Source organism: Neorhizobium sp. T6_25 (genome assembly GCF_002968555.1).
Taxonomy (GTDB): domain Bacteria; phylum Pseudomonadota; class Alphaproteobacteria; order Rhizobiales; family Rhizobiaceae; genus Neorhizobium.
In genome coordinates, this window is record NZ_PVBL01000045.1 from 1 (window position 1) to 13,590 (window position 13,590).

General features: G+C 62.2%; 15 protein-coding genes and 2 pseudogenes. 11 read left to right on the forward strand and 6 right to left on the reverse strand.

From position 1 onward, the window contains the following. Positions 1 to 283 precede the first annotated feature (283 nt). From rpsU to C5L10_RS32440, 4 genes and pseudogenes are all read right to left on the reverse strand, one after another. Positions 284 to 524: pseudogene (gene rpsU / locus C5L10_RS32425) on the reverse strand (30S ribosomal protein S21). Between the two features lie 137 nt (positions 525 to 661). Then, positions 662 to 1,156: a ferritin-like domain-containing protein gene (locus tag C5L10_RS32430; RefSeq protein WP_105433067.1), complete on the reverse strand. Its 495-nt coding sequence runs from the start codon at positions 1,154 to 1,156 to the stop codon at positions 662 to 664. Positions 1,157 to 1,241: 85 nt separating this feature from the next. Continuing rightward, a complete protein-coding gene (locus C5L10_RS32435) occupies positions 1,242 to 1,844 on the reverse strand; it encodes a general stress protein (RefSeq protein WP_105433068.1) in 603 nt (200 codons plus the stop codon). Between the two features lie 30 nt (positions 1,845 to 1,874). Then, positions 1,875 to 2,192 carry a hypothetical protein gene (locus C5L10_RS32440; protein WP_105433069.1) on the reverse strand — a complete coding sequence of 106 codons (318 nt, stop codon included), beginning with the start codon at positions 2,190 to 2,192 and terminating at the stop codon, positions 1,875 to 1,877. A 192-nt stretch (positions 2,193 to 2,384) separates the two neighbouring features. Between C5L10_RS32440 and C5L10_RS32445 the strand changes: the two are divergent. Further along, positions 2,385 to 2,803: pseudogene (locus C5L10_RS32445) on the forward strand (transcriptional regulator); the annotation flags it as partial. 133 nt (positions 2,804 to 2,936) lie between these two features. Further along, a complete protein-coding gene (locus C5L10_RS32450) occupies positions 2,937 to 3,497 on the forward strand; it encodes a hypothetical protein (RefSeq protein ID WP_105433071.1) in 561 nt (186 codons plus the stop codon). Positions 3,498 to 3,605: 108 nt separating this feature from the next. Here the strand turns inward: C5L10_RS32450 and C5L10_RS34640 are convergent, their stop codons facing one another. Together C5L10_RS34640 and C5L10_RS32460 are read right to left on the reverse strand one after the other, a co-directional pair. Next, positions 3,606 to 3,833 (reverse strand): hypothetical protein, encoded by a 228-nt coding sequence (locus C5L10_RS34640; RefSeq protein ID WP_245448356.1) that lies wholly within the window; start codon positions 3,831 to 3,833, stop codon positions 3,606 to 3,608. Between the two features lie 434 nt (positions 3,834 to 4,267). After that, positions 4,268 to 5,002: a GntR family transcriptional regulator gene (locus C5L10_RS32460; RefSeq protein ID WP_172717303.1), complete on the reverse strand. Its 735-nt coding sequence runs from the start codon at positions 5,000 to 5,002 to the stop codon at positions 4,268 to 4,270. Positions 5,003 to 5,292: 290 nt separating this feature from the next. On the opposite strand from C5L10_RS32460, the gene C5L10_RS32465 reads away from it, so the two are divergent. The 9 genes from C5L10_RS32465 to C5L10_RS32505 all read left to right on the forward strand — a co-directional run bounded on the left by C5L10_RS32465 (position 5,293) and on the right by C5L10_RS32505 (position 13,559). After that, a complete protein-coding gene (locus tag C5L10_RS32465; RefSeq protein WP_105433073.1) occupies positions 5,293 to 6,525 on the forward strand; it encodes a branched-chain amino acid ABC transporter substrate-binding protein in 1,233 nt (410 codons plus the stop codon). 74 nt (positions 6,526 to 6,599) lie between these two features. Beyond that, positions 6,600 to 7,541 (forward strand): branched-chain amino acid ABC transporter permease, encoded by a 942-nt coding sequence (locus C5L10_RS32470; RefSeq protein ID WP_105433074.1) that lies wholly within the window; start codon positions 6,600 to 6,602, stop codon positions 7,539 to 7,541. A gap of 1 nt (position 7,542) precedes the next feature. After that, a complete protein-coding gene (locus tag C5L10_RS32475; RefSeq protein WP_105433075.1) occupies positions 7,543 to 8,826 on the forward strand; it encodes a branched-chain amino acid ABC transporter permease in 1,284 nt (427 codons plus the stop codon). An 8-nt stretch (positions 8,827 to 8,834) separates the two neighbouring features. Next, entirely contained in the window at positions 8,835 to 9,590 is a 756-nt protein-coding gene (locus C5L10_RS32480; protein WP_172717307.1) for an ABC transporter ATP-binding protein, read from the forward strand. Next, positions 9,587 to 10,297, forward strand: a complete 711-nt coding sequence (locus tag C5L10_RS32485; RefSeq protein WP_105433077.1) for an ABC transporter ATP-binding protein — start codon at positions 9,587 to 9,589, stop codon at positions 10,295 to 10,297. The genes C5L10_RS32480 and C5L10_RS32485 overlap by 4 nt, the downstream gene beginning before the upstream one ends. A gap of 39 nt (positions 10,298 to 10,336) precedes the next feature. Beyond that, a complete protein-coding gene (locus C5L10_RS32490) occupies positions 10,337 to 11,125 on the forward strand; it encodes an SDR family oxidoreductase (RefSeq protein WP_105433078.1) in 789 nt (262 codons plus the stop codon). Positions 11,126 to 11,142: 17 nt separating this feature from the next. Beyond that, a complete protein-coding gene (locus C5L10_RS32495) occupies positions 11,143 to 12,078 on the forward strand; it encodes a 3-keto-5-aminohexanoate cleavage protein (RefSeq protein WP_105433079.1) in 936 nt (311 codons plus the stop codon). Positions 12,079 to 12,167: 89 nt separating this feature from the next. Beyond that, the gene (locus tag C5L10_RS34205; RefSeq protein ID WP_205837120.1) at positions 12,168 to 12,554 is read left to right on the forward strand and encodes a hypothetical protein; all 387 of its coding nucleotides are present in this window, start codon (positions 12,168 to 12,170) and stop codon (positions 12,552 to 12,554) included. A gap of 66 nt (positions 12,555 to 12,620) precedes the next feature. Then, positions 12,621 to 13,559, forward strand: a complete 939-nt coding sequence (locus C5L10_RS32505) for a 3-hydroxyacyl-CoA dehydrogenase NAD-binding domain-containing protein (RefSeq protein WP_205837121.1) — start codon at positions 12,621 to 12,623, stop codon at positions 13,557 to 13,559. Positions 13,560 to 13,590: the final 31 nt, after the last annotated feature.

Below are 13,590 nucleotides of genomic sequence, written 5' to 3' on the forward strand. Positions count from 1 at the left end.
AACCGACACTGCCAGCTATCCGACGCGCCGTCATAGCCGCGCTCTCAAACCACCATCCACCACAACGATGTCCACACTGCCGTATCAGGTTCCAAATGACGCCAAAATCAATTCTGCCAAAGTAGTGTTAGGCCCTGTTGACAAAGTGCCTTTTCAAATCAGGTAGGGTCTGATTCAAGGCTGCTTTTTAGGAGGCAGCAATCTCGCGCTACTCGATCTCAGCGATAAGCGTGGGCGAGCCGGCGGCCGGGGGAGTGTGGACTCGTCGGTCGCCGATCAACGGCTAGTCGCGGATGGCTAGCGTTGACCTTTCTTGCTTAACGAGACTGCAACTGCACGCACCCTCCCGCTCCAATTTCTTCCTCATCAGCTTGCGGGCGCGGCGGACAGCGTCTGCCTTCGCGTGTCCGCTTCTCTGACGGTTTCTCGAAGTGCTCGCGCAGGCGCATCTCCCGAAAAACACCTTGGCGCTGCAGTTTCTTTTTCAGAACCCGCAGCGCCTGCTCGACATTGTTGTCTCTCACGCCCGTCTCATTGTTGAGCTAGATTTTGCATAATTCTTAAGTGGCGCCGTGATATCGAGCTGAACAAGGCTTGAGGGCGGTCGCTGGGTATAGGAGCCGAGGTCGCGGGGACTCCAGAACTTGAAGTCCCCTTCGTATTATTCGGCCTTCTGATTGACGACAGACGTCGCAATCAAGGTGAGGGCGATGTCGGTCGCCTGCTCTTCATCGAGTGTTGTCTGGAGCAGCTTGGCGGCATCTTTCATTCCGAGCTCGAGGGCCCAGGTCCGCAGGGTGCCATAACGCGACATCTCATAATGCTCGACGGCCTGGGCTGCAGCCAGAAGGCCGGCATCGAGAGCGGGAGAACCCTCGTACTCCTCCATGATCTCGGCACCCTCCTTGGTGATGCCCATGATGGCGTCGCAGGTCTTCTTCTGCGGCTTCTGACCGATGATCTTAAAGACCTCTTCCAGGCGCTCGACGTGAACCTTGGTTTCACCCAGGTGCTTGGTGAATGCGGCCTTGAGTTCCTTGTTCTTGGCGGCCTTCTCCATCTTCGGGAGGGTTTCGACGATTTTGCCTTCGGCAAAATAGACGTCCTTCAGGGTGTCGTGAAACAGCTCGTCAAGCTTCTTGATTTCTTTGGCCATGATAGGCTCCTATTATGGTCAGCGACGCTGACCGCGGTAATCAATGAAGAACGCGCGCCCTTCGCAGGACGCGCGTGAGTTGAGGTCAGAGGCCGGGGCGACGATAGCGACCGCGTTCCTGTTCGATCTGCTCGGGACCGTAGGGGTCGAGCGTGGCATCGAACCTTGTCCAGCCCTGCTGGTTGTAGGCAACACGCCGTTCGGCCGGGTCGACCCAGTTCGAGCGCTTGAGAATCGCCTCGGCTTGCGGCGCAAGCGCGTCATCGACCTTGGCCGTCACAAGCGAGCCACCGCGGCGGACACCTTCTGCATAAACATGGGCATCTTCTTCCGAGACGCCCGAGCTGGTCATGGCGCCAATCAGACCGCCAGCTGCGCCGCCTGCGACAGCACCGGCAACGGCGCCAGCGGCCGTTGCGGCGAGCCAGCCGGCCGCAACGACAGGTCCGACACCCGGGATCGCCATCAGGCCGAGGCCTGTCAGAAGCCCGCCAGCACCGCCGACCACTGCGCCGATGCCAGCGCCCGTGCCGGCACCTTCGCCCGCGTTGGAATGCTCGCCGTGGCGATTGTCGGCATTGTTCGAAACGATGCTGATGTCGCTGGAAGGAACGCCTGCGGATTCAAGGGCGCTGACCGCAGCGCTGGCGTCGGTATAGTCGTCGAAAAGTCCGGTAACGGTATTCATTTGAGTATTCTCCTTGGAAATGATTGAGCGTCACTTGGCGACGACGTTGCCCTGATAGTCGAGGGCGATTACGGCGGACTTGCCGTCCTTCATGCCGGACGCCATCCAGATGCCCTTGTCATCCTTCTTGAGATCCTTGACGTCGGTGTAGCCGGCTTTCTCGATGCGGCCTCTGGCCTGGCTCTCGGTGAAGCTGTTGGCGCCTTCGACAGGTGCCGTGGCATTTTTGGAATCGGGAGTTGCGACCGCCGGTGTATTGCCATTGGTCGTCGGAGCCGGGGTCGTCTGGGCCAGCGCGGAGAACGCGGACGCGCCAAGCAACGCCGCGGCAAAAATGATCTTGTACATTTGGGGATTTCCTCTCGTGCGGATCCTTGTTCACAGATCCGTGAGCAGGCAATCCTTTCGGGCGATGATCGTTCCATCACCTTCGAAATAAACCAGCCCGTCGCGCCCTAAACGTTTGTTGCCCCGAGGAGGAATACAGATCGAAGCGAGCGATAAGAGGCTTCACCCGCAGTTGCCGGTCCTGCAATCAATTCGGCTCTACAGGAGACCATAATGGCCGACGATATGAATAGATGACTGATGCTGAGACGCCGACGGTTGCGGCGCCCGCACCGAAGAAGGAGCGCAAACCTCGCGCCAAAAAGGCGGCCGCTGAAACGGGCTCAGCCGCAGTTTCGGCGCAACCGGCAGCGGCTTCGAATGCCGCAGCGGTCAAGCCGAAGAGAGGACGCAAGGCAAGGTCCGACGAAGGTGCGCCAAGCGCCAAACGTGCGCCTGTCAAACGTGCTGCGAAGGCGGTGCAGGCAGCGACCGCTCCGTCGGTGGCGGCAGTTGACGAGTTTGCGGATCTCCTGCAGCTGGAAGACGAAAACCAAAGACTGCGCAAGCAGCTGGCCGAGAAGCTGCGTGCTGAAAATGCCGATCTGCGAAAGCGGCTCAACCTCGGTTGATCGGCAGCCGTCGGTCAAGCGCCGGCCGCATTCTCAAGGCTATATCGAGACGAATATCTTGGCGGCGGCTAGTCCCGCCGCCAAAGCTTTTGCTCGCAGCCTGCATGCGAGGTAGAATACGAGGTCGAATAAAATGGCGTCTCCCTGGAAGCTTCTTACCCGGCTTGTGTCGCCGCGACGTCAGCAGCGCCACGAACAGGGCCGGACCGATGACGTGAAGCCGGACGTACTGGCCATCGCCAAACCGACCGAAACGGTCGCCGACAACGGATTGAACGCCGTCGATCCTCCGGTCGACGAAAAGCCGGTCGCCTACGAACAATCGGAGGTGGTGTCAGCGGTCCCGGATCATTCCGAAGAAACGGCAAGCGCTGTTGACGGCACGGCAGATATCGAAGGCGCCGGGCGCGTGGAGGCGGCTGATCCGGCCTTGTCCGGTAACGCCAATTCGGCCGTGCACGGCGCACCGAAACCCACGCAGACTGGCGAAGGTGCAACGCGAAAGCGCCGCACGCGGGGCAAGACAGCGGCAGGGGGTGAAGCCGTTCCGCCACCCCCTCCAGGCGTTCCCGCCGTTTCCGACGCCGCAATCCGCCTTGATGAGGAGATCAGGCTGCTGCGGGACCAGCTGGCGCGCAAGCTTCAGCTGCAAAATGCACAACTGAAGAGGATGCTCGAGCGGTTCGAACGCTGAACCTGTCTGACCGTGGACAATCGGTCGAGCTGCTGGCGCATTGCCTACTGCGGCACCTGAAACCGGTTCCTGTACTTCGCCTGACGCAGCTACTGGGGCCGGAAAACTTCACGCTTCATTGAGGGGCTGGGCGAATGGGACCTTCGACGGCCAGCCGACGAGAACGCGAGCCAGAGAAGGGAATTCGACAAGCATTGATTTAAGTTCCAGTCCTCGGACACGCCTTGCCGCTTCGCTCGGGGAAAGCCATGCAAGTTCTCGCTGCCCACGCTCCTTGAAGTCCATGACTGTACCCGCCGCATAGGTCAGGTAGGCAATCAGCGCTGCGGCCGGCATGGTTCCATCCGGAAGGAAAAAGTCCCGCTGCTGGTCTTGGTTTTCAATTAGCCGATCTTGGTGGCGTGCAGGTATCGGAGAGGCCTTGCGCGCATCCGGACGCTTTAGAATTCCCTAGCCGGCAAGCAATAAGCGGCGCTTCGCGGCCGGATTCAGGGAGTTCATCTTACAAACGACGTTTGTCGTCATAAATATTCTCGGAGCATTCGCACTGCTGATCTTCGGTCTTGCCCAGATCGAGAAGTCGTGACGCGAACGCTTGGCACAAGGCTGCGGATGGGGCTCGCCGAGAGTACACGCAGTGGCCTTCGCTCCCTTCTGTCCGGCCTTGCCGCACGTAGGCGATGATCGCAATCGAGCGTTTTGAGGCCTCGTCGTTGAAATCCCCCGCCGAGCTTCGAGACGTAGAGCTGGAACATGTTGGCTTTTGAAGCTCAACTACCAGCGCTATCCGTTCCGCCCGATGCATTCTTGTAGAATCGCCTGATCGACAGGTGCGATGAACGGATGTCGAGATTAATGGCGCGGCGTGCAGCCGCGCGATCTCGCTGCGAAACCGCATCGATAGCATCATTGTGGATCTTGACGCCAATATTGAAGATCCGCTCAAACAGAGCCTTGTCCCGACGCGCGGAGGCTACGATGGGACCCGTGCGGAGCCAGAGCGTCGAGATGATATCGAGCAGTTGCGGATAACCGCCGGCCCGGTAGAGTTCGAAATGAAAGGCCTGGTTGCCAGCCAAGGCAGCATCGAAGTCGCCAGCCTCGAGCGCCTCTGCGATACCCTCATTGTGACGTCTGAGAGCGCCAACAAGTGCAGGATTCTTGGGTGCACTGGCCGCCCGTTCCGCCGCATAACCTTCCAGCTGCATGCGGACACGGATATAATTCTCGTGGTCCGAAGCCAGATAAGGCGCCACACGCAGCGTCCGTGGTCCCGATTGCTCGATCGCCCGTTCGGCGATCAGGCGAGCAACCGCCTCGCGCACCGGCATAGGACTGGTGCCGAAGACTTCAGCAAGCGAACGGATCGACACCTGTTCTCCGGGCAAGAATTCCCCCTTCAGAAGACCAAGCCGGAGGCTCTGGTAGACGCGCTCCTGCACCGTCGTCACGTCGACCGGCGTCAGCGTGCGCGGGCTCTTCGTCGTCATATCGAAACTGTTCACGTGCTTGAGGCCTCGCTGGGCTGCGTCGAAGGAGTTGCGCGCTTGTACAGGGAACGGGGCAGCAAGCAGCCTCCAGCCTCCCACGCACCGGCGTTCTACTTTCAATTTGCCATGCAGGCAACGGGGACCCTGAGCGCCGCCACGGTATCTTCACGTGTGATCACATATCTTATAGCTTTACAGCCCGCTGCGGCTGTGTTTAGATTGGTCAGTGCCCAAGGAGGTTCTGTCAGGCTGACGCAGCCAGGCGGGAGCGGCACGCAGTTAGATATCTCTGGGAGGAGAACGATATGAAACGTCTCGCATGGGCCGCTGCTACTGCTGTAGCCGCGTTGAGCGCAACGTCGGCCATGGCCGAACCCTTGAAGATCGGCATCATCGAAAGCCTGTCGGGCGCGCAGACCTCGACCGGGCGGCTTTATGCCAACGCCGTCAAGTATGGAGTGGACCGCATCAATGCCGCGGGCGGCTTCAACGGTGAGCCCGTTGTGGTGACGGAATACGACAATGCCGGCGGTGCGCCGGAAGCTGCCGACAAGTTTCGCAAGGCTGTGGCCGATGGCGTCGACGTCATCTTCCAGGGTGCCTCCTCGGCGATCGCCGGGCAGCTGACAGAGGATGTGCGTAAGCACAATCTGCGGAATGCCGGCAAGGAGGTGATTTTCATCAACCTTGGTGCCGACGCGATGGAGCTTACCGGGGCCAAGTGCCAGTTCTACCACTTCCGCTATACGGCAACCGCGCCGATGCGGGTGAATGCGCTGGTCAGCGCGATGAAGGAGGCTGGCGACCTCGGCAAGAGCGTCTACTCCATCAATCAAAACTATTCCTGGGGCCAGGACATGCAGGCTGCAGTCGCTGCGGCGGCTGACGGGGGCGGCTACAAGGTCGTCGGCGAAGTGCTGCACGACGTCAACAAGATCCAGGACTTTGCACCGTTCGTCGCGCGGATCAAATCGGGCGGCGCCGACACCGTCTTTACCGGCAACTGGTCGAACGACCTGCTGCTGCTGATGAAGGCCGCGGGCGATGCCGGGCTGGATGTGACCTTTGCCACGGCCTTCCTCGATCAGCCCGGCAACATCGCCAATGCCGGCAAGACCGCACTTGGCCACTACATCGCCAACAACTACGACAACGCCGCGACCGACGGCAAGTTCGCCGAAGCGTTCAAGACGGCGACTGGTCATTATCCGATCTTCGTCGAGGGACATTCGGCATTCGCGCTCGGCGCGCTGCAGCAGGCGCTGGGCACCGTCAATTTTAACGGTGGCGAGATCGACGTGACGAAGATCGCGCTGGCGCTCGAAAACACCACCTACGAAACCCCGCTCGGCCCCATCTCGGTGCGCAAAGACGACCACCAGACGATCCGTCCAGTGGTCGTCTCGAAGGTCGTCGAGAAGCCGAAGTACCCGGCGGACGGCACCGACATGGGCTTCCAGACGGTCAAGGTGATCGCCGGTGATGCGGCGATCTATCCGGTCCAGGAAAGCTGCAAGATGGAACGGCCCAAGCAGTAGATCACGCAGGCCGTGGTCCGGCGGGCGTCGCTGCCGGCCGGACGATTTCTGCCGTTTCCCACTTAGGAAGTCCCATGGAATTTGCGATCATCTCAACGCTGAACGGCGTGACATACGGCCTGCTGCTGTTCATGGTCTCGGCCGGCCTGACGCTCATCTTCGGCATGATGGGCGTCCTGAACTTCGCGCATGCATCGTTCTACATGCTGGGCGCATACGTCGCCTACGCCGTCTCGTCGCTGTTCGGCTTCTGGGCAGGGATCGTCGTCGCACCGATCTTCGTCGGATTGACCGGGATGGCGATCGAGCGCTTCCTGCTGCCGCGGGTCCATGCGCACGGTCATGCCCACGAACTGCTCCTGACGTTCGGGCTAGCGCTGATCATCGAGGAACTGGTCAAGTTGTTCTTCGGCGATTTTCCGGTGAACTACCAGATGCCGAGCGACATGCGGTTTTCCGCCTTCCAGATCTTCGGCGCCGACTATCCGTTCTACCGGCTGTTCATCGGTGGTGTGGCGGTGTTGATGTTCACCCTCCTGTGGCTATTGCTGACGCGGACCCGGACCGGCATCGTCGTACGAGCAGCCGAACGCTTGCCGGCCATGGCAGAGGCGCTGGGTCACAACATCCCACTCGTATTCATGTTCGTCTTCGGATCCGGCGCCGCACTTGCCGGACTGGCCGGCGCTGTTGCGGGAGCCTTCTATCCGACCAACCCGAACATGGGGATCGAGCTCGGGGTCATCGTCTTCGTCGTGGTCGTCGTCGGCGGGCTTGGCTCGCTCAAGGGGTCGCTGGTCGCCTCGCTGCTGATCGGCCTGTTCTCGTCCTTCGCGGTCGGCCTGGACTGGTCGCTGGCAAACCTCTTCGGCTTCGTCGGCCTCGGTGACTGGGCGACGTCGATCGGAGGTTTAATGACGCTCCAACTGTCGTCGATCAGCGCCACGATCCCCTTCGCACTGATGCTGCTCGTGCTGCTGGTCCGACCGGCGGGACTGATGGGCGAGCGCAACTGAGATGGTCTCGATGCGAAACATTTTCATTGTCGTCGTTCTGGTGCTGTTGCTCGCCCTTCCGCCCTTCCTGGGCGCCGCCTGGCAGAACGCGCTGGTCAACCTTCTGATCGCAAGCCTCTTCGTGCTGGCATTCAACCTGCTGATGGGGCAGGCCGGGCTGCTCTCGTTCGGGCATGCCGCCTATTTCGGAATAGGGGCATTCGCCGCCCTGCATCTGATGATCGCGATCGAGGGCGGGTTCGCCTTCCCGACGCCGCTGGTGCCGTTGGCAGGGGCCGCCGCGGGCCTTCTGCTCGGGCTTTTCGCCGGCTATTTCGCCACGATGCGATCCGGCGTCTACTTCGCTCTGGTGACGCTTGCCATCGCCGAGCTCTTCCACTCGCTGGCGCCGCAGCTGAAAGGGATGTTCGGCGGCGAATCCGGCGTCTCGTCGATGAGGATGCCCTGGAGCGGTATCATCTTCGGCTCGACGATCGAGGTCTATTATCTGACGCTCGGATGGGTCCTGCTCTGCGGCCTCGGCCTCTGGGCCTACACGCGCACGCCATTCGGCCGGCTGACGCTGGCCTTGCGCGACAACGAGCAGCGCGTGCGCTTCCTCGGCTACAACGCGCATTCCGCCAAGGTGGTGGTCTTCGCGATCTCGGCGATGACGGCCGGGATCGCCGGCTCGCTGCTGGCCATCTCCAACGAAACGGCAAACTACTCGCTGTTTGCCAGCGACGTCTCTGCCCAGGTCGTCCTGCACACGTTCGTCGGCGGCTCGACTGTCTTCCTCGGTCCGGTGATCGGCGCGGTGGCATTCACGCTGTTCTCGTTTCTGGTCTCCGACCTCACCCGATCCTGGGTCTTCTACCAGGGCCTGATCTTCGTGCTGGTGATGCTTTTCGTGCCGACCGGTATCGGCGGCGTCGTGCAGCATCACATCCACAACCGGCACCGCCTCGACTGGCCACGCGTTTGGCGGCCTTACCTGCTGGCGCTCGCCGGAGGACTGCTGCTGACGGCAGGCGTGGTGTTCCTCACCGAGACCGTCGCGGTCCTGTTCGGAGAGGAATACGCGAGGATGCGGCGGAGCACAGGCGGTGGCCTGCCCGATTACCAACTGTTCGGCTCATACTGGCATCCGACCGGGATTCTCACGTGGCTCGTGCCCCTGGTGCTGCTCGCCGGTGGCGGTGCCATCCTCGTCGGCGCCCGCCGACGGATCGCCGTCCTGTGGGAACACAAGGGCAGACAGGTCGACGACACGGCCGAGCCTGCTTCCGTGCGAGGTGCGATATGACTGCGGTGATGACAGACCAGCCGGCGCTGCGGCTTGCCGCCGTGACCAAGTCCTTCGGACCGATCCGGGTCATGCAGGGACTGGACCTCGACATCCGTACCGGCGAGCGCCACGCGGTGATTGGCCCGAACGGGGCCGGCAAGTCCACGCTCTTCAACCTGATTTCCGGCATGTTCCAACCGTCGTCCGGCGAGATCTCGCTCAATGGACGCAGCATCGGCGGCCTCTCGCCCCACCGGATCAACCGCGCCGGGCTGGCGCGATCGTTCCAGATCACCAACATCTTCCACCGCCTCAGCGTGTTCGAGAACCTGCGCATCGGCGTGCTTGCCCGTCACGGGATCCGCTACGGCCTGTTCCGCCCCGTGTCGGTCATGAGGGAGGTCAACTCGGAAACCGCCGAGGTTCTGTCGCGGGTGGGTCTGGAGGCGCGCGGTCACGATCTTGCCGGCGATCTTACCTATTCCGAACAGAGGGCGCTGGAAATCGGCATGACCCTGACGACCGGGGCCGACGTGATCCTGCTCGATGAGCCGACCGCCGGCATGTCCCGCGAGGAGACCGCGAAGGCGGTGCAACTGATCCGCTCGGTCACCGAAGGCAAGACGTTGCTGATGGTCGAGCATGACATGAGCGTCGTCTTCAGTCTCTGCGACCGGGTTTCCGTACTGGTCTACGGGAACATCCTGGCGACCGATACGCCCGAACGGATCAGCGCCAACCGCGACGTACAGGAAGCCTATCTTGGCCAGGAGGCGTCATGAGCCTGCTCGAAGTCAAAGGGCTGCACGCCCACTATGGGAAGAGCCACATTCTGCACGGGATCGATATGGAGATCCCCGAATCCACCATTGTTTCGCTGCTCGGTCGCAACGGCTCGGGCCGCTCGACGCTGTTGAAGGCGATCATGGGCCTCGTGCCCCCGACGGCCGGAACGGTGACGCTGGACGGACGGTTGCTTGCCGGGCAGCGGCCCTACGGCATCTGCCGCCAGGGCATCGGCTATGTGCCCGAGGAACGGCTGGTCTTCCCCAACCTGACGGTCGAGGAAAATCTGGCGATGGGTGTCCAGAAGGGTGCGCGGGGCGTCCATCGCTGGTCGCTGGGAGAAATGTACGACTATTTCCCTCGGCTGAAGGAGCGGCGTACCATCCGCGCCGGCTACCTGTCGGGTGGCGAGCAGCAGATGCTGACCATCTGCCGGTCGCTGCTCGGCAACCCCCGTGTGCTGCTGATCGACGAGCCGACCGAGGGATTGGCGCCGAAGATCGTCGAGGTCGTGATGGAAGTGATCCTCGACATCGGCCGGTGCGGCGTCGCCGTGCTGCTGGTCGAACAGAAGCTCACGATCGCGCTCAAGGTCGCTCAGCAGGTCATGGTCATGGGCCATGGCGAACTGGTGTTTCAGGGCACGCCCGGCGAACTCGACGCCGCACCCGAGGTGCGCCGCAACTGGCTTGAGGTCGCCTGACATGGCCTTGCTTCTAGACATGCATCGACGGGATACAAAATGAGCATGATTGAAAGGATGCGGCCGCGCGCCGGTCTTCGGGTTCTTGTCACCGCAGGCGCCTCGGGGATCGGTGCGGCGATCGCCGGCGCCTTCCTCGAAGCCGAGGCGAGGGTACTGACCTGCGACATCGACGAGATGGCGCTTGCCTCTTTCGCCGAACAACATCCGGAGGTGGAGACGCTCCTCGCGGACATTTCGAACGAGGCGCAGGTCGACGCGCTGCTCGACGCCGCATCAGCGCGGCTGGGCGGACTCGACGTTCTGGTCAATAATGCCGGGATCGCCGGGCCGACCGGTGCCATCGACGAACTCTCGGTTGAAGACATCCGCCGTACCGTCGATATCGACCTGATGGGCCAGTTCCTGGTGCTGCGGCGTGCCGCGCCGCTGCTGCGCGCCAGTGATGCCGGATTGATCCTCAACATCTCGTCAGTCGCCGGCCGCCTGGGCTATGCGCTGCGCACGCCGTATTCGGCGGCCAAGTGGGGCATCGTCGGGCTGACGCAGAGCCTCGCCAAGGAGATGGGTCCGGACGGGGTCCGCGTCAACGCCATCCTGCCGGGGGTGGTGCGCGGTGCCCGCATCGAAGGCGTCATCCGTGATAGGGCCATCGCCGCAGGGGTCAGCTACGCGGAGATGGAGGCGCAATATCTTTCCAACATCTCGCTCCGCCGCATGGTCGAGCCCGAAGATGTGGCGGCCACCGCGCTGTTCCTCGCCTCTCCGGGAGGCGCCAACATTTCCGGCCAGGCGATCAGCGTGTGCGGCAATGTCGAAAATCTCTGACAGCAAGGAGTGAGAACATGGCCAGATCATCCCGCAAGGTCATCGTCACCTGCGCCATCACCGGCGGCATCCATACCCCCAGCATGTCTCCTCATCTGCCGGTGACCGCTGATCAGATCGCCGCGGAGGCGATCGAGGCTGCGGAGGCCGGCGCGGCGATTCTCCATCTGCATGCGCGCAATCCCGCTGACGGCAGACCTACGCAGGATCCCGCCGCCTTCGCCGCCTTCCTGCCGCGCATCAAGCAGGCGACGGGCGCGGTGCTGAACCTCACCACCGGCGGCAGCCCGACGATGACTGTCGAGGAGCGCCTGCAACCGGCGCTGAAGTTTGCGCCCGAAGTCGCCTCGCTCAACATGGGCTCGATGAATTTCGGCCTCTACCCTATGCTGAGCCGCTACGAGAAGTTCGAGCACGACTGGGAGCCGGAATATCTGGAGAAGACCCGCGACACAGTGTTCAAGAACACCTTCAAGGACATCGAGCACATCCTCCAGCACTGCGGCGGCAAAGGCACGCGGTTCGAGTTCGAGTGCTACGATACCAGCCACCTCTATAACCTCGCCCATTTCCGCGACCTCGGCCTGGTCGAGGGCCCGCTCTTCATCCAAACCGTCTTCGGCATTCTCGGCGGCATCGGCACCCACCCGGACGACGTGTCGCACATGAAGCGCACAGCCGACCGGCTATTCGGCGACAGCTACGTCTGGTCGGTGCTCGGCGCCGGGCGCCATCAGTTGCCGATCACCACGATGGCGGCGGCAATGGGCGGCAACGTCCGGGTCGGGCTGGAGGATTCGCTGTGGGACGGTCCGGGCAGGCTCGCGACGTCGAACGCCGTACAGGTGCGCCGGATCCGCCAGGTGCTGGAGGCGCTGGGGTTGGGCATCGCGACGCCTGACGAGGTCCGCGACATGCTGGCGCTCAAGGGTGCCGACCGGGTGAATTTCTAGGTGCGGCGAGAATGGGAGAGACATGGCATGCAGGCTGAACTCGAGGGACGGGTAGCGATCGTCACCGGCGCCGGGACCTGTCTCGGCCGGTGCCACGCGGTGGCGCTCGCCCGTGCTGGTGCAAAGTCGTCGTCAACGACATGGCCGGGCCGGAAGGTGCCGTCGGAGAGGCGGCACGATCGGTGGTGGGCGAGATCGAGGCGGCCAGCGGCGAAGCGGTGGCCGAGCCCGCAGACGTCTCTTCCTTCGCCGATGTCGAGGCGATGATGGAGCGCGTAGCCGCCCGCTGCCGGATCGACATCCTCGTCAACAATGCCCAAGATGGCATGGCGGATTCGACAAGGTCGTCGCAGTTTATCTGCTCGGATCCGCCAACTGCCGCCGCGCGGTGTGGGAGCGGATGTGTCGGCAGGGCTACGGGCGGATCGTCCTCACCACCTCGTGAAGGGCGAAGCGCCGCAGAGCCTGAGGCGTGAGGACTGAGCATCGCACACCATCGACGCATGACGTCTTTCGGCATTGCAGGCAAGAGGAGGGCAGGATTGGAAAAGCAGGAAATTGGAACGGTCACCGTGGTTGGGACGGGGACGATAGGCGCCAGCTGGACCTGCCTCTTCCTGGCGCATGGTCTCGACGTGGTCGCCACCGATATCCGTGAGGACGCCGAAGCCGAACTGATCGCCGCAGTAGAGCGCTGTTGGCTATCCCTTCCGCAATCGTTACTCGATGCGGGCCGACGCGGGAAACTCCGCTTCTCGGCCGATCTCGAGGCGGCGTGCAAGGAAACGGACTTTGTCCAAGAGAACGCAGTCGAGCGTCTGGACGCCAAGATCGAGCTGATGCACCGCATCGACGCGGCGACGTCTCGCGACGTCATCATCGCCTCGAGTTCCTCGGCAATTTCGGTGACCGATATGCAGGCTGCGTGCGCCCACCCGGAACGGGTGGTGCTCGGCCATCCGTTCAATCCGCCGCATCTGGTACCACTGGTCGAACTCGTGGGCGGCGTGCGAACGGAGGAGGTTTTTCTGAAACAAGCCGAGTGTTTTTACGCCGGTCTAGGAAAGGTTCCCATCCGGCTGCAAAAGGAAATCTATGGCCACGTCGCCAACAGGTTGCAGGCTGCTATCTTTCGTGAAGCCATCCATCTCCTCGAAAGCGGCGTCGCCTCCGCGGAGGATATCGATCGAGCGGTCACCGAAGGGCCTGGCTTGCGATGGGCTTTGATGGGGCCCCTCCTGACATACCATCTGGCAGGAGGCGAGAAGGGCATGAGCGGCTTCTGGGAAATGTTTGGCCCAATGCAGGAAAAGCTGTGGCGTGAGCTTGGTTCTGAACTACCTGATCCTGCCCTCCAAGCTCGCGTTGCAGCGGCGGTACAACGTTCTCATCAAGATACCGCCTCCCTCGCACTTGCCGCGGATCGCAATCTCAATCTGCGACGACTGCTTACAGTGAGAACAGCAAAATCGATCGACTGAATGGTGGTCAGAAAAAAGGGTGTGACGCCTA

Excerpts from the sequence above, each read along its gene's own strand:
- C5L10_RS32465 (WP_105433073.1), top strand. The coding sequence starts at position 5,293 with ATGAAACGTCTCGCATGGGCCGCTGCTACTGCTGTAGCCGCGTTGAGC.
- C5L10_RS34640 (WP_245448356.1), bottom strand. The coding sequence starts at position 3,833 with ATGCCGGCCGCAGCGCTGATTGCCTACCTGACCTATGCGGCGGGTACA.
- C5L10_RS32480 (WP_172717307.1), top strand. The coding sequence starts at position 8,835 with ATGACAGACCAGCCGGCGCTGCGGCTTGCCGCCGTGACCAAGTCCTTC.
- C5L10_RS32470 (WP_105433074.1), top strand. The coding sequence starts at position 6,600 with ATGGAATTTGCGATCATCTCAACGCTGAACGGCGTGACATACGGCCTG.
- C5L10_RS32435 (WP_105433068.1), bottom strand. The coding sequence starts at position 1,844 with ATGAATACCGTTACCGGACTTTTCGACGACTATACCGACGCCAGCGCT.
- C5L10_RS32450 (WP_105433071.1), top strand. The coding sequence starts at position 2,937 with ATGGCGTCTCCCTGGAAGCTTCTTACCCGGCTTGTGTCGCCGCGACGT.
- C5L10_RS32490 (WP_105433078.1), top strand. The coding sequence starts at position 10,337 with ATGAGCATGATTGAAAGGATGCGGCCGCGCGCCGGTCTTCGGGTTCTT.
- C5L10_RS32485 (WP_105433077.1), top strand. The coding sequence starts at position 9,587 with ATGAGCCTGCTCGAAGTCAAAGGGCTGCACGCCCACTATGGGAAGAGC.
- C5L10_RS32495 (WP_105433079.1), top strand. The coding sequence starts at position 11,143 with ATGGCCAGATCATCCCGCAAGGTCATCGTCACCTGCGCCATCACCGGC.
- C5L10_RS32440 (WP_105433069.1), bottom strand. The coding sequence starts at position 2,192 with ATGTACAAGATCATTTTTGCCGCGGCGTTGCTTGGCGCGTCCGCGTTC.
- C5L10_RS32475 (WP_105433075.1), top strand. The coding sequence starts at position 7,543 with ATGGTCTCGATGCGAAACATTTTCATTGTCGTCGTTCTGGTGCTGTTG.
- C5L10_RS32430 (WP_105433067.1), bottom strand. The coding sequence starts at position 1,156 with ATGGCCAAAGAAATCAAGAAGCTTGACGAGCTGTTTCACGACACCCTG.